General features: G+C 33.0%; 17 protein-coding genes and 1 other RNA gene. 12 read left to right on the top strand and 6 right to left on the bottom strand.

Annotated features, from left to right (window positions below; all coding sequences use genetic code 11):
- The 3 genes from K5I29_RS01195 to K5I29_RS01185 all read right to left on the bottom strand — a co-directional run bounded on the left by K5I29_RS01195 (position 1) and on the right by K5I29_RS01185 (position 3,450).
- Entirely contained in the window at positions 1-1,836 is a 1,836-nt protein-coding gene (locus K5I29_RS01195) for an acyltransferase family protein (RefSeq protein ID WP_264434047.1), read from the bottom strand.
- 58 nt (positions 1,837-1,894) lie between these two features.
- On the bottom strand, positions 1,895-3,067 hold the full coding sequence (locus K5I29_RS01190; protein ID WP_264434046.1) for a GlmU family protein: 1,173 nt from the start codon (positions 3,065-3,067) through the stop codon (positions 1,895-1,897).
- Positions 3,068-3,198: 131 nt separating this feature from the next.
- A complete protein-coding gene (locus tag K5I29_RS01185) occupies positions 3,199-3,450 on the bottom strand; it encodes a type B 50S ribosomal protein L31 (protein WP_264434045.1) in 252 nt (83 codons plus the stop codon).
- Between the two features lie 226 nt (positions 3,451-3,676).
- Here K5I29_RS01185 and K5I29_RS01180 point away from each other — a divergent pair, with 226 nt between their 5' ends.
- The 8 genes from K5I29_RS01180 (at position 3,677) to K5I29_RS01145 (ending at position 11,631) form a co-directional block, all read left to right on the top strand.
- Complete coding sequence (locus K5I29_RS01180; protein WP_264434044.1) at positions 3,677-4,246, top strand: DUF4199 family protein; 570 nt, start codon at positions 3,677-3,679, stop codon at positions 4,244-4,246.
- Between the two features lie 8 nt (positions 4,247-4,254).
- On the top strand, positions 4,255-5,211 hold the full coding sequence (locus K5I29_RS01175; protein ID WP_264434043.1) for a glycosyltransferase family 2 protein: 957 nt from the start codon (positions 4,255-4,257) through the stop codon (positions 5,209-5,211).
- Positions 5,212-5,221: 10 nt separating this feature from the next.
- A complete protein-coding gene (locus K5I29_RS01170; RefSeq protein WP_264434042.1) occupies positions 5,222-6,952 on the top strand; it encodes a phospho-sugar mutase in 1,731 nt (576 codons plus the stop codon).
- Positions 6,952-8,787: an ABC transporter ATP-binding protein gene (locus tag K5I29_RS01165; RefSeq protein WP_264434041.1), complete on the top strand. Its 1,836-nt coding sequence runs from the start codon at positions 6,952-6,954 to the stop codon at positions 8,785-8,787. Before K5I29_RS01170 ends, K5I29_RS01165 begins: the two co-directional genes overlap by 1 nt.
- A 106-nt stretch (positions 8,788-8,893) precedes the next feature.
- A complete protein-coding gene (locus K5I29_RS01160) occupies positions 8,894-9,442 on the top strand; it encodes a DUF2975 domain-containing protein (RefSeq protein ID WP_264434040.1) in 549 nt (182 codons plus the stop codon).
- A gap of 5 nt (positions 9,443-9,447) precedes the next feature.
- On the top strand, positions 9,448-9,654 hold the full coding sequence (locus tag K5I29_RS01155) for a helix-turn-helix domain-containing protein (protein WP_264434039.1): 207 nt from the start codon (positions 9,448-9,450) through the stop codon (positions 9,652-9,654).
- Positions 9,655-9,735: 81 nt separating this feature from the next.
- Positions 9,736-10,926, top strand: a complete 1,191-nt coding sequence (gene pncB / locus K5I29_RS01150; protein ID WP_264434038.1) for a nicotinate phosphoribosyltransferase — start codon at positions 9,736-9,738, stop codon at positions 10,924-10,926.
- Positions 10,927-10,935: 9 nt separating this feature from the next.
- A complete protein-coding gene (locus K5I29_RS01145) occupies positions 10,936-11,631 on the top strand; it encodes a hypothetical protein (RefSeq protein WP_264434037.1) in 696 nt (231 codons plus the stop codon).
- Positions 11,632-11,658: 27 nt separating this feature from the next.
- On the opposite strand, the gene K5I29_RS01140 is transcribed toward K5I29_RS01145, so the two are convergent.
- From K5I29_RS01140 to K5I29_RS13380, 3 genes are read right to left on the bottom strand one after another with little or no spacing between them, the layout of a single operon-like run.
- Positions 11,659-12,465: a hypothetical protein gene (locus tag K5I29_RS01140; protein ID WP_264434036.1), complete on the bottom strand. Its 807-nt coding sequence runs from the start codon at positions 12,463-12,465 to the stop codon at positions 11,659-11,661.
- Between the two features lie 33 nt (positions 12,466-12,498).
- Positions 12,499-14,976, bottom strand: coding sequence for a TonB-dependent receptor (locus K5I29_RS01135; RefSeq protein ID WP_264434035.1), 2,478 nt, complete (start codon positions 14,974-14,976; stop codon positions 12,499-12,501).
- A 2-nt stretch (positions 14,977-14,978) separates the two neighbouring features.
- Entirely contained in the window at positions 14,979-16,694 is a 1,716-nt protein-coding gene (locus K5I29_RS13380; protein WP_317134289.1) for a M23 family metallopeptidase, read from the bottom strand.
- A gap of 234 nt (positions 16,695-16,928) precedes the next feature.
- Between K5I29_RS13380 and K5I29_RS01125 the strand changes: the two genes are divergently transcribed.
- The 4 genes from K5I29_RS01125 (at position 16,929) to rny (ending at position 19,296) form a co-directional block, all read left to right on the top strand.
- The gene (locus K5I29_RS01125) at positions 16,929-17,219 is read left to right on the top strand and encodes a hypothetical protein (RefSeq protein WP_264434034.1); all 291 of its coding nucleotides are present in this window, start codon (positions 16,929-16,931) and stop codon (positions 17,217-17,219) included.
- A 3-nt stretch (positions 17,220-17,222) separates the two neighbouring features.
- Positions 17,223-17,513, top strand: coding sequence for a cell division protein ZapA (locus K5I29_RS01120; protein ID WP_264434033.1), 291 nt, complete (start codon positions 17,223-17,225; stop codon positions 17,511-17,513).
- Positions 17,514-17,579: 66 nt separating this feature from the next.
- Positions 17,580-17,683: non-coding RNA, 6S RNA (gene ssrS / locus K5I29_RS01115), on the top strand.
- 47 nt (positions 17,684-17,730) lie between these two features.
- Positions 17,731-19,296: a ribonuclease Y gene (gene rny / locus K5I29_RS01110; RefSeq protein ID WP_264434032.1), complete on the top strand. Its 1,566-nt coding sequence runs from the start codon at positions 17,731-17,733 to the stop codon at positions 19,294-19,296.
- The last annotated feature ends 78 nt before the right edge of the window (positions 19,297-19,374 follow it).

The following is a 19,374-nucleotide window of genomic DNA, read 5'->3' as shown; positions in this document are numbered from 1 at the left end:
TCATTGCTTTTTTGGTTCTTTATTTCGGATTTTATTAAAAAAAAGCATAAAATCAGTTTCTAAATCTTCAGCTAATTTGTAAGATCCGTAAGTATTTATATGTTTATCATCATAATAAGCGACTGTATCATTAATATAGCCAGGAGTAATGAAAATACTACTTTTTGATAAATCATAAAAATATAAGTTATCATGTGTATCGTCTAACTTTTTAATAAAATCAAAGTTTTCTTGATTCTCTATTTTTTTAATTTTAGATAATCCTTTATTTATAATTCCTCTATTTTCTCTGATTGGATTTTTATCAATCAACGGGAATGTGTTAATTAATAATATTTTTTGATTAGGTCTAATAGTATTTGCTAAACTATCTATTGCCTTTTTATAAGATGGATATCTTTTAAAATCAATTACATTTATTATTATTAATTCATTATCCTGAACCAAGGTTTCTATCTTGGAAACATTGGCTCTAGACTTATCATAAAGTCCATATAAACTTTTATCAATTATGTCTTCTTTTTTAACATTTGGAAATGCTAAAAAAGAATCATTGGTTAAAGATTTTAGAGAAAACCCATTACGTTTACCTAAGGTGTCGAAAAAAGGCTTTAACATTAAAGCATGACTATCACCTAATAAAACAATTTTATCATTTAACTTACTATTTCCAAACTTTTCAACAAAACCATTATAATGTGATTTTTCTCCAAAATAAGGTTCGCAATATAATTTATCAATTACATTTATACTTTTGATATCCTTAAATTTAAACGATATGATAAAAATTCCAACAAATAATGTTCCAAAGCATAATATAGTTTTTAAATCTGAAAATGATTTAGCATAACTTTCTATAAATTTATATGAGAGCCATGATAAAGTTAACGTCAGAAAAACTGTCAGAAAAATTTCTAATCCACTTAAGTCATAACTATTATTTTTATACCTTATAAATGCCATTATTGGCCAATGCCATAGATATAATGAATACGAATATGTTCCAACTACTACAAGAACTTTATTAGATAGAAATTTAGAAATAATATTTTCTTTTAAAACTAATAAATTGGAAATAGCAATGCATGGAATTAAAACTAGTACTCCAGGAAAGTTACTATCTTCATTCATTAAAAAGATACATATTAAAAAAATAAGCAAACTTAAAATAGCAAAAAGATTATTTTTATAGGTACCTAAATCTAGCTTTTTGGTAAATAATATTGCATATAATGAACCTATCAAAAACTCTGGAATTCTAGCACCTAATGAAAAGTACATTAGGGATTTATTATCTAAAATATAGATATTATATGAACTATATAGTGTAAATAGTAAGATTAGAATAACAAAAATTATTTTTAATTGCCTTTTAAAAAAATAAATAATTAAAGGTAAAATAAAATAAAATTGCATTTCTAAAGACAAAGACCAAGTATGAAGAAATGGATTCTCGCTTAATTTTGCTCCAAAATATGAATTTCCTTCCGAAAATATTAAGTTAGAGACAAATAACATTGAATATTTTAATGATCTAAAAAAGGCATTTAAATCAATATATAATAGTGAAGTTATACCGAAAAAACACACCACCAATAACATAATATAATAGGCAGGTAATATTCTCTTCATACGTTTACGGTAAAAATTGACGAAAGTAAATCTATCTTTATCAATGTCTGATATTGTAATTGATGTCATTAAATATCCAGATAAAACAAAAAATAAATCTACTCCTAAAAATCCACCTGGGAGCCAGTTTAAATTTAAGTGGAAAATAAATACTGATAAAAAAGCTAAAGCACGTAAGCCTTGAATGTCATTTCTAAATTGCATATTCAAAATTATTAAATAAAACTAAAAAAGCAATGATATTATCATTGCTTTTGGGTTATTATTTTTGCCATTCTTTAGTTTCATTAAAAACGTGTTGCAAAATTGCGGCATCTTGTTCTGTAAATTCAATATCACGGCGAGCCATAACTATTTTTGCAGTTTCAAAAGCTTTTTTGGTTAAGTAAACCTGAGTTCCTTGTGCTCCGCCCCAGGTAAAGTTAGGAATGTAATTGCGCGGAAATCCTGCTCCAAAAATATTAGCAGATACGCCAACAACGGTTCCGGTGTTAAACATGGTATTAATTCCACATTTGGCATGATCGGCCATCATCAATCCACAAAATTGTAAACCCGTGTTTACAAAACGTTCGGTTTCATAATCCCAAAGCTTTACATTTTCGTAATTGTTTTTAAGATTAGAATTGTTGCTATCTGCCCCTATATTACACCATTCTCCTAAAACAGAATTACCTAAAAATCCGTCGTGCCCTTTGTTTGAATATGCAAACATAACCGAATTATTCACTTCGCCCCCAACACGGCAATGTGGACCAACGGTTGTTGCACCGTATATTTTTGTAGCTAGTTTTACTTGTGCATGATCGCCTAAAGCAAACGGCCCACGAATTACAGAACCTTCCATAATTTCGGCATCTTTGCCAATATATATAGGTCCGGTAGCTGCGTTTAAAGTTACAAATGCCATTTTAGCGCCTTCTTCAATAAAAATATTTTCGGGAGCAATTGCATTTACAGTGCTCGGAATGGGTTCTGATTCACGATCGGTAGTTAACAATTCGAAATCTTCACGGATGGCTTGCTCGTTTTTCTGAAAAATATCCCACGTATGCTCAACCGTAATAGCGTTTCCTTCGTATTCAATTAAATCGTATGCTTCAAAATCAACCTCATCTTGTGATATTTCACTATAAAAAGCAATAATATCATCTCCTTGAACCACAGCTTGCATAGGTTGTAGCTCACGTACTAAGGCAACCAATTCTGGGTTTGGGCAATACGCTGCATTAATCATTACGTTTTGCTCTAACTCAACCATCGGATATTTATCCGCTAAATATTCTTCAGTAATGGTGGTCGTTGTAGTACCCAAATAATTTTCCCATTTTTCTCGAATGGTTAAAATTCCGATACGAATATCAGCAACCGGTCGTGTAAATGTAAAGGGTAATAAGGCATTACGCACAGCGCCATCAAACAAAATATAGTTCATAAGTAAATTCAGATTTATAAGTCAAAGATAAAAAAATATGCCTTGGTAGTAAACGAAACCAATAAGAATAAACATAAAAAAAGCCCTTCCATATCTGAAAGGGCTTTATTCGATTGTAAATAAAACAAATATTATTTGTTGAATTTAGCGTATTTAGTTTTGAATTTATCAATACGACCAGCTGTATCGATAAGTTTGTGTTTACCTGTATAGAATGGGTGAGAAGTACGAGAAATCTCCATTTTAAATACTGGATACTCAACACCATCAACCTCAATAGTTTCTTTAGTTTCAACTGTTGATTTTGTGATGAATACGTCCTCATTAGACATATCTTTAAACGCTACTAATCTGTAATTTTCTGGGTGAATACCTTTTTTCATTGTTATTTGTATTTAAAATTTTTAATCGTAACGAATTTCGAGGCTTTACTTATTTTTAAGGCAAAGGTGTAAACCCGTTAGGACTTTTTTGTTAAAAATGTTTTTTATTCAGAATGCAAATTTACTACTTTATTTGATATTTCAAATAGTTATCTTATTTTTTTTAGCACTTCATAAACTATGTTTTTTAGTATATTTGTAGGCTATATAAATTTAATACTATTATATGAAATCTGTTATGGATAATCAAGAAATTTACGACCCTGTTAAAGTTAAGCAAATTGTGCAAAAAAATGGTGTTTTTTACGGCCTTATTATGGGTGGTATAAGCGTACTAATTTGTTTAGGTATTTATTTAATTGATTATCGTTTATTTTTAAACCCATATATAGGTATTGTAGAACTTGCTATATATGCTATTTTGGGTATTATGGTAGTTTGGACTACACGCCAAAAATTAGGCAATGCTATTATTTTTAAAGATGCCTTTACTACTTATTTTATTGCAGGTGCCATTGGTAGTACAATTAGCGTTATTTTTTACATTATAATTTTTAACGTAGTTGCTCCAGAAATTCAAGGCCCGCTAAAAGAAATGTCGTTAGAATACAGCTTAAAAATGGCAAACAGCCTAAATTTAACACAAGAACAAATTGATGCAATGATTATAGAGGCCCGAAGTGCAAACCCATATACCGTTGGTGAATATATTAGCGGTTTAGCTGTAAAACTTATTGGTCATGCTATGTACGGAGCGTTTTTAGGTTTAATATTTAGAAACCGTCAAACTATTTAACGAAATACATGGATATATCTGTTATAATTCCGCTATTAAACGAAGCTGAATCTTTGCCCGAATTACATCGTTGGATAAAAACCGTGATGGATAAAAACAACTATTTGTATGAAGTTATTTTTATTGATGACGGCAGCACCGACAATTCGTGGAATTGTATCGAAGCAATAGCGAAAGAAAATCCAGCAGTAAAAGGTATCAAGTTTTTAAAAAACTACGGCAAATCGCAAGCCTTACATGCCGGTTTTGAAAAAGCGCAAGGCGATGTGGTTATTACCATGGATGCCGATTTGCAAGACAGCCCCGACGAAATTCCAGAACTTTATAACCTAATTAAAAACGATGGTTTTGATTTAATTTCGGGTTGGAAGAAAAAACGTTACGATAATGTTTTAATGAAAAACATGCCTTCTAAGCTTTTTAATTGGGCAGCACGTAAAACATCAGGCGTTTATTTACACGATTTTAACTGCGGATTAAAAGCATACAGCAATGAAGTAGTTAAAAACATTGAGGTATATGGCGAAATGCACCGCTATATTCCTGTATTAGCTAAAAATGCAGGCTTCACTAAAATTAACGAAAAAGTAGTACAACACCAAGCACGTAAGTATGGCAGTTCTAAATTTGGTATGGAACGATTTATAAATGGCTTTTTAGATTTAATCACCATTTGGTTTCTGTCAAAATTTGGCAAACGCCCTATGCATTTTTTTGGTGCTTTAGGCGCGCTAATGTTTGCTATCGGTCTTTTGGCGGCAGCTTATATTGGAGTTTATAAATTATATAAACTTTCTGTTGGCGAACCTGCAGTGCTGGTAACCAACAATCCGTGGTTTTACATTGCATTAACTACCATGGTTATTGGTACGCAATTATTTTTAGCCGGCTTTTTAGGCGAAATTATTTTAAGAACAAAAAATAACGAAGCGCGTTACAAAATTGCGCAACTGTTACACGTATAATACATTTTTTATGCACATCGAAAAAGAAATTCTAGATAAAGTTAACCAATGGTTAACCCCTACTTTTGATACCGAAACCCAAGAACGCGTTACAGAAATGCTAACCAGCGATCCGGCAGAATTGCAAGATGCTTTTTACAAAAACTTAGAATTCGGAACCGGCGGTATGCGCGGCGTAATGGGAGTAGGTACTAATCGTATTAATAAATATACGTTAGGTAAAAACACCCAAGGTTTATCTCAATATTTAAAACAAACCTTCGCTGGCGAGCAAATTAAAGTTGCTATTGCATACGATTGCCGTCATAACAGCGATTCATTAGCACAAATTGTTGCCAATGTTTTTTCAGCAAATGGCATTCAGGTTTATTTGTTTGAAGAATTACGTCCTACGCCCGAATTATCTTTTGCAGTAAAATACTTAAACTGCCATGCCGGAATTGTATTAACAGCATCACATAATCCGCCAGAATACAACGGTTACAAAGTTTATTGGCAAGATGGCGGCCAATTGGTTCCACCACAAGATAAAGAAATTATTGAGGTGATTGAAAACCTACAATATGCTGATATCAACTTCAAAGCAAATCCAGAATTAATTACATATATCGGGGCAGAAATTGACGAAGCTTTTGCACTTTCAGCCATCGAAAATGCATCGTTTAACACGCCAGCTGCGGCAAAAGAAAACTTAAAAATTGTTTTTACCTCGTTACACGGAACCTCAATTAAAGCCATTCCAAACGTTTTATCTAAAGCAGGTTATACCGATGTGAATATTGTGGTAGAACAAGCCGAACCTAACGGCGATTTTCCAACGGTAAAATCACCAAATCCGGAAGAACCAGAAGCGTTAACCATGGCATTAGCATTAGCCAATAAAATTAATGCAGATATTGTGGTGGGTACCGATCCGGATTCCGATCGTTTAGGTGTTGCCGTTCGTGATAATAGTGGCGAAATGGTTTTATTAAACGGAAACCAAACCATGGTTTTAATGACCGCGTTTTTGTTAGAACAATGGAAACGTGCCAACAAACTAGAAGGTAAAAAACATTTTATCGGCTCAACCATCGTTTCAACACCAATGATGCTGGCTTTAGCCGAAGCTTATGAAGTTGATATTAAAGTTGGATTAACCGGTTTTAAATGGATTGCAAAATTCATTAAAGATTTCCCTGAACAAAAATTTATTGGCGGTGGCGAAGAAAGCTTTGGTTTTATGGTGGGCGATGCCGTTCGCGATAAAGATGCTGTAGCTTCTACCCTATTAATTTGCGAAATTGCTGCCTTAGCAAAAGCTGCAGGAAGCTCGGTATATCAAGAATTACAAAACTTATTTGTGGATCATGGATATTACAAAGAACATTTAATTTCAATCACCAAAAAAGGAATTGAAGGTGCAAACGAAATTAAAGCGATGATGACCAAACTACGCGAAAATCCGTTTACCGAACTAAACAACGAAACCGTAGTTTTTATAGAAGACTATCAAAATTCTACCGCAAAAAACATGTTAACGGGCGAAGTTGAAGCGTTGCACATTCCGCAATCTAACGTATTAATTTACTATTTAGCAGACGGATCTAAAATTTGTGCACGCCCAAGCGGAACCGAACCAAAAATAAAATTCTATTTCAGCGTAAACTTACCAATCGAGAATGTGAACGAAATTGAACAAGCCGATGCGTATTTAACTGAAAAAATAAACAACATTATTACCGATTTACAATTAAATTAATGGACGAAAATTTAAAAAAAATTGTTCCGTATGCTAAAAAATATAAAAGAAATGTTGTGCTAAACATTTTCTTTAATATTCTTTATGCGCTTTTTAGTACAATCGGAATGGTATTTATATTCCCCGTTTTGCAAGTTTTATTTGGCGACGGCGAAAAAGTAAAACAATTACCCGCATATACCGGTTTTGTTGATGCGGTATCCAACTGGCAACAATATTTATTTTATTACGTAAACATTTATTCAGAAAAATACGGCGCGTATTACGGATTAATGATAACCGTAGGTTTAGTAATTGTAACCTTTTTACTTAAAAACTTAAGTAACTATTTTGCCTTACAAAACATTACCAAATTACGTAACGGTGTTTTACGCGATTTACGCGAAAACATGTTTAAAAAAATTGTTTCGTTACCGGTATCGTACTATTCTGAAAAACGAAAAGGCGATGTAATGGCGCGCATGTTAGGCGATGTAAACGAAGTTCAAAACTCATTCTTTTTAATATTAGAATTGATTGTAAAAGAACCGTTAACCATTGCTTTTTCATTAATCGCCATGTTTTCTATCAGCTGGAAACTAACCTTATTTGTTTTTATTTTCATCCCTATTTCTGGGTTAATTATCACCAAAATAGGTAAATCCCTTAAAAGCAAATCAACACGCGCACAGCAAGAAAATGGTTATTTAATCTCGATTACCGAAGAAACGCTTTCGGGCTTAAAAGTGGTAAAAGGTTACAATGCCGAAAAGTTTTTTTCAGATTTATTTTACAACTCAATCAACCGTTTATACAAATTAACAAACGCCATTGCCAAGAAAAATAACTTAGCACAACCTATGAGCGAATTTATGGGTATTGTTGTAATTGGTATTTTATTGGTTTACGGAGGTAACTTAGTTTTAGTAGATAAATCGTTAAACGGCGCACAATTTATTGCTTACATTGGTTTAGCTTACAACATATTAACGCCAGCAAAAGCAATTTCTAAAGCATCGTACCAAGTAAAAAATGGTTTAGCAGCTGCCGAACGTGTTTTTGAAGTTTTAGAAGTTGAAAACCCGATTGAAGATGCACCAAACGCTAAACAAATTACCGGGTTTGAAAAAGGCATCGAAATTAAAAACGTAACATTTGGTTACAACAATGACGAACCGGTTTTAACCAATTTCTCGGTAAACATTCCTAAAGGAAAAACCGTTGCCTTGGTTGGTCAATCCGGATCTGGTAAAAGTACCATTGCAAACCTTTTAACGCGTTTTTACGATGTGAACGAAGGTGAAATATTAATGGATGGCGAAAATATTAAAAACGTAACCATGCATTCGTTACGCAATCAAATGGGATTGGTAACGCAAGATTCGGTTATGTTTAACGGATCAATTGCCGATAACGTAAAACTAGGTAAATTGGATGCAACCGATGAAGAAGTAATTAAAGCACTTAAAATTGCTAATGCATACGAATTTGTGCAAGATTTACCCGAAGGTTTGCATACCAACATTGGTGATGCAGGAAACAAAATATCGGGTGGCCAAAAACAACGTATTTCTATTGCGCGTGCGGTTTTAAAAAATCCTCCAATCATGATTTTAGACGAGGCAACCTCAGCGCTTGATACCGAAAGCGAACGTTTGGTTCAGGATGCACTAGAAAAAATGATGCAAAATAGAACATCAATTGTTATTGCCCATCGTTTATCAACCATTCAAAAAGCCGATTTAATTTTAGTTTTGCAAAAAGGTAAAATTATAGAACAAGGCACGCACGAACAGCTTTTAGCTTTAAATGGCACTTACAGCAAATTAGTTTCTTTACAATCGTTAGAAGCTTAATTCCTAAATAAAAAAATCACTTTCTTTAAAAGTGATTTTTTTATTCTAATTTAATTATTGTTATTCGATAATTTTTATATCTTTATCAATAACAAAATAATTTATTATGAAAGCATTACGTATTTTAAACGCCCTACTAACCTTATACATTATTCAACTTGTTTTAATCATTCCAATGTTGATGTTTGCATTCAGTTCAATTTTAAAATTTGAGAAAAATGATATGCAAGCTTTTAAATTTATTAACGAAGCAAATCTTGTAAAAGACAACTTTCTTTTAATTTGTATTTATTTTGCAATTTGCATCGTTAGTTATGTAGTTAACATTTACGGATTTATTTTAATTAGAAAATGCGTTACTAATTTTATAAAGCTGGATCTATTTTCACTACAAAATGCATCTTATTTTATAAAATCGGGTTGGTTATTTATTGGTAACTTTCTAGTAGTAAAATTATTTACAATTTTTATGGCTATTGACTTAAGTTCTACTATTAATAAATTTTCATTTCAATTTGAAGATTTTATATTAAATCCATTTAATGGCTTAATTATAGGAATTTTATTTTTGGTTATCGGAAAGGTATTTAAAATTGCTTTCTACCAAAAACAAGAAAATATAAACTTGAAACAAGAAAACGAATTAACAATTTAATTAAAATGGCAATAATTATAAATCTTGATGTAATGTTAGCCAAACGCAAAATGCAATCGCAAGAATTAGCAGATAAAATTGGAATTACTACAACCAATCTTTCTATTTTAAAAACAGGAAAAGCAAAAGCCATTCGTTTTTCAACTTTAGAAGCTATTTGCAAAGTTTTAGATTGCCAACCTGCAGATATTTTAGCATATCATCCCGATTAAAAACACATAAACATAAATTAGCATTAAGTTTAAAATACAAGCTAAATATTCAGTAAATTTAATGTTTCAAAATTACCATATATGAGCGCAATTAATTACAATATTCTTCCGTCTCTTTTAGATAACGATTTTTATAAATTCACAATGCAACATGCCGTAATAAAGCTTTTTCCTTACGCAAAAGCTCGTTACGAATTTATAAATCGTGGCAAACACCAATTTCCAGAAGGTTTTGCCAATCATTTACGTAAAGCAATTGATGCAATGGCAAACTTAAAATTAACGGATGCCGAAAAAGTATTTTTAAGCATAAATTGCCCGTATCTAGATCCTACCTATTTAGATTTTTTACAAGGTTATCGTTACGATCCAAACGAAGTTGTGGTAGAACAAAACGGATCTGAATTAAGCGTAAAAATAGAAGGTTATTGGTACCGAACCATTTTATGGGAAGTTGCTATTATGGCCTTAATTTGTGAATTGTATTACATAACTACCGGTCTTACTCGTGAAGCCGATGAAATGGTTATAAAAAGAACAAAAGATAAAATAGAAAAATACAACCAATTGGGCATTAATGTAGCCGAATTTGGTACCCGTCGCCGTCATTCTATTCATGTGCACGATTTAGTGGTAAAAGCGTTGAAAGATTATGGTGAAAAATGTTTTATTGGTACAAGCAACGTACATTTAGCCATGAAATACAACACCAAACCTATTGGTACCCACGCGCACGAATGGTTTATGTTTCATGCAGCAAAATATGGTTTTAAAATGGCTAATTATATGGGGTTAGAACATTGGGTTGATGCGTACCGCGGCGATTTAGGCATTGCCTTAACCGATACGTATACCACCGAGGTTTTCTTTCAACAATTTGATAAAAAATTTGCCAAATTATTTGATGGCGTGCGCCACGACAGCGGTGATACGTTAGAATTTGCCGACAAAACCATTGCACATTATAAAAAAATGGGCATCAACCCAACTACCAAAACCATCATTTTTTCTGACGGATTAGATTACGAAAAAGTAGATCGAATTGTGAATTATTGCCGTGGAAAAATTGGAATGAGCTTTGGCATTGGTACCGATTTTACAAACGATGTGGGATTAGAACGCATGAACATTGTTTTAAAAATGACCGAAGCTTTACCTGAAGGTGGTGATTGGACGGGCGTTGTTAAACTTTCTGACGAACCTAAAAAACACACCGGTAAACCTAACGATATTGAATTATCAAAACGTTTATTAGAAATTCCTTTTGCTTAATTGCTTACCATGGATCAGCGCTTAATTAAAACATTAAATAACGAAACCATAATCTGGAAATATCTTGATTTATCTAAGTTTTTAGATTTACTTATTTCCAGAAAAATGTTTTTATCTCGTTCTGATAAGTTTGAAGATCAGTACGAAGGTACTTTTAGTGAGCCAACTTTTGAAGAAATTAAAGAGCTTTTAAAAAACAAACCCGATTATTTAAGCAATTATAAAGCGCAACGTAAAAATATTGTTATTAGCAGTTGGCATGCCAATGCACACGAAAGTTTTGCCATGTGGCAAATTTTCACAAAAAATAACGAAGGTTTAGCTATTCAGTCAACCATCGGAAAACTTCAAAATAGCGTTGAGTACCAAGACCGAGCTATTGATTTACAAATTGGAGAGGTAAATTATATTGATTATAAAAAAGAATACATTCCGTTTACCGACAAATATTTTCCGTATTTGTACAAACGCAAAAGCTTTCAGTACGAAAACGAAGTGCGCTTAATTGGTGATGCGACGCAATTAAACAAATCGGTTAACGATGGCTTAAAAATTGATATTGATCCGAATCATTTAATAGAACGTTTGTACATTCACCCACGCTCTTTAAATTGGTACAAAAACTTAGTACAAACCATTGTTTTACGCTTAGGTTACTCGTTTGAAATTGCAAAATCAGATTTAGAAAGCGATATATTGTTATAAAAAAAGCAAACCTTAAGGTTTGCTTTTTTATTCTTGCTCTTCGGCTGATTCTGTTTCAGCTTTAGGTTTATTTAGTTCCATAAAATCTGCAGCAGATAAGTTCTGAACGGCATCGTATTCGTGTACTTGCCAAGCAGTATCTAATAAATTTACGTAATAATAATGCAATTTATCTAAGCTGTCAAAAACGCCATTTTTATTAATATCTTCAATCGATCTAAAGTACAAACGGTTGGCAGCTTCAACAATATTCCAATCAATCAACTCCTGATAATCGTGCGATAATTTTTTAAACTTGGTTCCGTCAGCCGCCGAAATATATAACGATTTAATATCGTTGGCATTCACTTTTTGGTCACCATTGGTATCTGCGTCCGTAATGGTATAAATCAATATTTTTTTATTTGATTTGGCTGCAATGGTGTTTAAATAGGTTGCTGTTTGAATTTGTAAAACTTTATCGGTTAAGGTTCTAAACGAAGTAGAATCTATGTGTTGAAATTTTAAATTTTCAAAAAAACCTGTTATTTCATAACGATTGTAGTTAGAAATAGCATAGCTAATTGCTGGGTTTATTTTAGATCTACCGTAGCTTGCGTATTTACTATCGTCGTAAATACGAATATCACCAATCGGAAAAATTAAATATTTACTTCCGTCCATATGCACGGGCAAGTCCGAAACTTTTAAAATAGTTGTATCACGTTTTACTTCGGTTGTTACAACTTCTTTTTCTTTATAAACAACTTTAGGTTTAGGCTCTTCATTATTAACACAACTGCTAACTGCAGCAAGTAATGCAAACGGAAGGCTATATAAAAATAGTTTTTTCATCGCAACATAAATTTACTCAAATATATAAAAATATTACAGTCGAGCACTCAACTTCAAACTAAAAACTCGAGTAGTCATATAATTAGGAACGGCATATTGATATTTGGTATAAACATCTCGCACCCATGTATTTGTAATAGAATTCTGATTATTAAACATATTAAACAATTCTATCCCAACGGTAAGTTCTTTAAAAGGTTCTAGCCATTTTTTGTCTGAATTTAGCTTAGCATCTTTAAACACATACGAAAAACCAGCATCTACACGGCGGTAATCGCGTAAACGGTTTTGGTAAGCATACGGATCACCGTAAGAAGGTGAACCACCAGGTAAACCGGTATTGTAAATTAAATTTAAATATATTTTAAAACGTGGTAATACAGGCATATAATCTTGAAACAGTAATGCAAATTTTAAACGCTGATCGGTAGGTCGAGCAATCCATCCTTTGTTTTGGTAGTTTTCTTGGGTTTTTAAATATCCAACACTAAACCACGATTCTGCACCCGGTACAAATTCACCAGCAATTCTAACATCGGCTCCGTAAACAAAAGCTTTTGCATCGTTATCTCCAAAATAGCGAATGCGCACGTTATCTAACGTATAAACATTTACATTGGTTAAATTTTTATAATACAATTCGGTGGTTAAAGTAAACGGGCGATCACCCATTTGAAATGTATAATCGTTACCTAAAACCACATGCACAGCTTGTTGGGCTTTTAAGTTTGGATTTAAAGTACCATCCATTTTTCGTAATTCGCGATAAAATGGAGGTTGATGATATAAACCGCCCGAGATTCGGAATACCATATCAGCCACCCAATACGGTTTTATAGAAAATTGTGCGCGTGGGCTAATTGTTGCTTGTCCTTTACTTTCGTAACCTTGAGCATTAACTTGCCAGTAATGTGCGCGAACCCCTGCATTTATCCAATAATCGGCATGGGTTAAATTGCCACGTTTGCTCCATTGTGCATAACCCGAAATGCGATTTATTTTTACAAAATTAGTTGCGCGAACATAATGAAATGGTGCCAAAGGCCCATAATACGGTTGATAAGGTTGGTTGTTTTTGATATCTAAATCTAAAGCGGGAATATTATATCCGGCAGAATCTATTTGTTCCCACTCTACCAAACGATCACGAATATCTTCATACGTATATTTTGCTCCCCATTCTACCTGATTATCATTGGTTAAATCATGAAAACCTTTTACCTCAAAATTAGCAATTAACGCATCTAAATGATTACGCCCGTGTGAAAGTTGAGATCCGGCTCCACGGCTATAAATTACGTTGCCAAAATTATTCGATCCGATATTCGTATCAACCTCACCCAAACGATAGCGAGCTTCTATATCAAAATTTTCTTGTTCTTGGGTATGATAAACAGAAGCAATGTATTTTAACTTGGTATTCTCGGTTACTTTTTGTGTGGCTTTTAATGCACCAAAATAAGTTAAGTAAGAATCTTTTTCTTCTCCTTGGTAATTCACTAACAATGCAATCGGATCGTTTAACGTTCCGAAATTAGTTTGGCGATGCAGCGGTTTGTAATGGTAGCGATTGGAAGAAATATTACCTAAAAACGAAAATTGCCATTGCGCATTATAATCAAAATTTAAAACTTGCTGTATATCTAAAAATAACGGTTTGTAATTGGCATCGGTTTCTTGGCTATTAACCAATAGCGAATTGTTGCGATATCGAACGGACGAAATACCGCTCCATTTCTGATTTTTTGATGCGTAATCTACCGATGCAGATGCGCCTAAAAAATTAGCATTTACAATAGCCTGAAATTTAGTTGGCCGGCGGTACGTAATATCTAAAACCGACGATAGTTTATCGCCGTATTTGGCTTGGTAACCACCGGCAGAAAAATCTACCGTTTGCACCATATCGGTATTGGTAAAGCTTAATCCTTCTTGTTGGCCTGAACGAATTAAAAACGGGCGATAAACTTCAACTTCGTTTACATAAACCAAATTTTCGTCGTAATTACCACCACGAACCGAATACGAGGTACTAAGTTCGTTGTTAGAATAAACCCCAGGCAATGTTTTTAAAATATTTTCTACCCCTGCATTTGCCCCCGGTATGTTTCGAATAATTTGTGGCGGAATAACAGCAATGCCCTTTAATTGTTTAAGTCCGTTTTTAGAAATAACCAATTCTCCCAATTGCTCGTAAACATCATTCAATTCTAAATTCAACTCATAATCTTCGTTGGCTGTTAAGTTTAATTTTACCGAAACTTTTTTATAGCTAATGTGCGAAAACAACAAGGTAACCGATTGGTTTGCCGGAATTTTTATGAGGTAAAACCCCGAATTATCTGACGTTGTAGTTATAGGGTTTGCATCTGTTAACGCAGTAATTTGTACATCAGTAACCGGAAAATGATCCTGATCTAACAAAACGCCTTTTACTTGTGCCGTTTGTCCATAAACAGCGCAGGTAAAAAAAACCAATACCAACAGCAGAAATAAAGTTGCTTTTTTCACATTTAATTGTTTTTTGATTTGTTAAACTTGGCTTCTAAGACCGTTTTATTAGCTGCTTTATCGGTAACTTCAATTTTAAAAACATTTTCACCGTTGACATAAACGTTATCATTTAAATTATGAACGAGCGATTTGGTTTTGTAATCGTATTCCATCAAAATCCATTGATTATTTAAATAACCGTTGTACGATTGAATGCCCGATTGCTCATCAGCAATATTAACTTTTATGATTGATTTTGTATCTAAATTATCGCCATCTTTAAAATTTAATCCATAAATTTTTGGTGCAACGGTATCAATAGCAACCTGATAGGTACCTAAGTTTCGATTTCGTGTATAAAGCTTATTGCCTTTTACATTGGTTGACAAATAATTAGGCGTTTTACCGCTGGTTTCTGCAATAAAAAGTTTTTTAACAGGAACGGCAGCAAACGGCGTATTTTCAATATCAAATTCAAAGGTCATGTTTTGGTAGCCCGGCACCACATCTTCGTGCAGTTTTAACACGCCATTTTTCACTTCAAAATTCATATAAAAATCATCAACAAATGTATTTTTAGGAACAGTAACGGTAACATTTTCTTGTTGATAAATATTTTGTCGATCGGCTTTAATCAAATAATCGGTTTTTACCTGTGGTTTAATATGTACTGCAGGTTGATTGCTGTATGCTACCGGAATGGTTACTTCGGTTTTATTATCATGAAAATCGAATAGTTTTATAATTACATTGTAGTTATCATTAGGTTGCACGTTTAAAACACCAGAAAACGTATTAGCAGCTAACAACGATAACGGAAAAGAATTGCCACGAAACAATTTTTGTAAAGTTTCTTTGCGTTTCATTTTATGTTCGTAATCAATATAACTATTTATATAACGCGTTTCGGCAAAATTAAAACGGTCAAAACTTATCTGATATTGCAAACTGCCGTTTATCCACATTTCTATTCTATAAAGGCCGTTGTGGTTTAAATGCCCGTTCATTAAATCGTAGCTATTAATTGCAAAACCAATTGCACCGTTAGCTAAAACTTTATTAGAAATAAAACTATTTGGTGCTAGTTTATTAAAAACTAAATTTACTTTTTGGTTGGATTGATTAACCACGCTAGAATCGGCAATTGGATAAACCCATAAACTTTTTAAAACCGGGGCTTGCGTATCTTTTAAAGTTTGAGCTAAGCCAAAATGCAACGGATTAATAATTTCTTCGGTGGCAGAATCACGATATTCAAAATGCAAATGCGGCCCGCCAGAACCGCCGGTATTACCAGAATAAGCTAACAATTGGCCTTTAGTTACGGGTAATTCTCCCTTTTTAGGAAATAACTCAACCTCAAAAGCTTGTTTTTTATATTGATACGCAGCTACGTATTTTTCTATTTCCGGATTGGCTTTTTGCAAATGGCCATAAACGGTTGTAAATCCGTTAGGATGCGTAACATAAATGGCTTTACCATAACCAAAAGCACTGTATTTAATTCTTGAAATAAATCCGTCGGCAACGGCAACAACCTCCTGCCCTTCTTTTTGTTGGGTTTTAAAATCAAATCCTGAATGAAAATGATTGCCACGCAATTCGCCAAATGTGCCTGAAGCTTCGGTACTAATTTTTAAAGGACTTAAAAAATAATCTTGCGGATATACGGGTTTAGATTGAGCAAATCCAACCAAACAAAAGCCAGATATAATAAAACAGAAGGATTTTTTCATATTCAAAATTTAATCATATTTTAAAACTAATCAATTTCGCTTCAAAATCAGCAAGTAAGTGCATCAAAGTAAAACAAGTTTTCTATCAAAATAGTATAAACAAAAAATTGACAACTAAAAATAAAGCTTAAATGTTAAAAAAAAAGGCTAAATATTAATAAATTTTATCAAAAGCTATTGTAAGATATAAAATGGAATATTAACTTTGTAGTAATAGTAAAGGTAATTAGTAAGATGTCAGAATTATCAGAAGTAACCGTTGCCGTACAATATAAGCTGAATTTGCTTTTACGTAAAATGAAAGCTTTAGAGGAAATAAACGAAAGTTTGCTTGCTGAAATTCAACAAAGTGAAGATGAAGTTTTAAGACAAATTGAAGTAATAGAAAACTTACAAAAACAAAACGAATCTTTACGTATTGCTAATAGTCTTTTAGGCAGTGCCGATTTTAAAAGAGAAACAAAGCTCAAAATAAATTCAATTATTAAAGAAATTGATTATTGTATAGAACACCTGTCTGAATAGCATATGAATCCTGAAACTTTAAAAATAAAAATCTCAATTGCCGATCGTATTTATCCGCTTACAATTACTTATGATCAGGAGGAAGCTGTACGTAAAGCAGCAAAAAAAATTGAGGGAATGCTTAAAGAATTAGAAGCTAATTTTGCTGTTCGTGACAAACAAGATTTATTAGCTATGTGCGCCTTAGAACTTGCCACACGCGATTTACAATCTGTACAAACCAATTTCGAAGATTATAATAATACACTGAACTTATTAAAAAAAATGAATTCAGATTTAGATCAGATATTATAATCTGCACCAAACGTTCTTACAAAAAAAGACTAAAAATACTGCCTGCATTAGTTCTCAATTTGATAAACTCAACACTAACAAATTAAAATGGGTGAATCTTCGGTACTATGGCATGCCCTCACGGGATCCCAGAACATCGAGTTAGCCTAAAACTTGTCTTTCACGAGTTTATGCAATTCAACTAATGTGGGCTTTTTTCATTAATATAACAATTAACATGAGTACAACTTTAATCATAATTTTCTGTTCCGTAATCTGCTTACTAATTGGCTTCGGATTTGCAAAGTTTTTAGAAAAAAATACCGCAACTTCTTTATTGAAAAACGCAAATTCAGAGGCAAATTCAATTCTTAAAGATGCAAAAGCAGAAGCTGAATCTATTAGAAAAGAAAAATTGTTTCAAGCAAAAGAAAAATTTTTAGAACTAAAATCAGAACACGAAAAAGAGATTTTAGCAAAAGATAAAAAAATGGCTGAAGCCGAAAAAAGAACTAGAGATAAAGAAGCTCAAGTTTCTAACGAGTTGGCTAAGTCAAAAAAACTAAACGATGAACTTTCTAAAAAAATGGAAGATTACGAAAATCGTTTAGAGCACATTGACAAAAAAGAAAAAGAAATAGAAAAGTTACACAAACACCAAGTAGAACAACTTGAAGCTATTTCGGGCTTATCACAAGATGAAGCTAAAGAACAATTAATTGAAAACTTAAAAGCTGACGCTAAACTTTCTGCTATGTCGTACATTCAAGATACGATTGAAGAGGCAAAATTAACAGCGCAACAAGAAGCTAAAAAAGTTGTTATTAACACCATTCAGCGAGTTGGAACAGAAGAAGCGGTAGAAAACTGTGTTTCTGTTTTTAATATCGAATCTGACGATGTTAAAGGGCGTATTATTGGTCGTGAAGGTCGTAACATTCGTGCTTTAGAAGCTGCAACTGGGGTTGAAATTATTGTTGATGATACACCAGAGGCAATTATTCTTTCATGTTTTGATCCGGTTCGTCGTGAAATTGCGCGTTTGGCTTTACATAAATTAGTAACAGACGGACGTATTCACCCAGCAAGAATTGAAGAAGTTGTTTCTAAAACAACCAAACAAATTGAAGAAGAAATTGTTGAAGTTGGTAAGCGTACTGTTATAGAATTAGGAATTCATGGTTTACACCCAGAATTAATTAAAACGGTAGGTAGAATGAAATACCGTTCATCATACGGCCAAAACTTATTACAACACTCGCGCGAAGTTGCTAAATTATGTGGTATTATGGCTGCAGAACTTGGCTTAAACGTTAAAATGGCAAAACGTGCAGGTTTACTTCACGATATAGGTAAAGTACCAGAAACAGAATCTGATTTACCACACGCTATTTTAGGTATGCAATGGGCAGAAAAATATGGTGAAAAAGCAGAAGTTTGTAATGCAATTGGAGCGCACCACGACGAAATTGAAATGACATCTTTAATTTCACCAATTATTCAGGTTTGTGATGCTATTTCAGGAGCAAGACCGGGAGCAAGACGTCAGGTACTAGATTCGTACATTCAACGTTTAAATGACCTAGAAAACATTGCTTACGGCTTTAATGGTGTTAAAAATGCTTACGCGATTCAAGCAGGTAGAGAATTACGCGTAATTGTTGAAAGTGAAAAAGTTTCTGACGAAATGGTAGCAACTTTATCTTTCGATATTTCGCAAAAAATTCAAACCGAAATGACATACCCAGGTCAAGTAAAAATTACGGTTATTAGAGAAACAAGAGCTGTTAACATAGCTAAATAATATAAAAACACCGATAACTAGTTATCGGTGTTTTTTTTAGACGTTCGTTGCTATAAAACGAAAAAAGCTCTATTAAAA

The sequence above is a fragment of the Flavobacterium agricola genome (assembly GCF_025919725.1).
Taxonomy (GTDB): Bacteria; Bacteroidota; Bacteroidia; order Flavobacteriales; family Flavobacteriaceae; genus Flavobacterium; species Flavobacterium agricola.
Note: the sequence above shows the minus strand (reverse complement) of the source record. Positions and strands in the feature narration are given on the sequence as shown.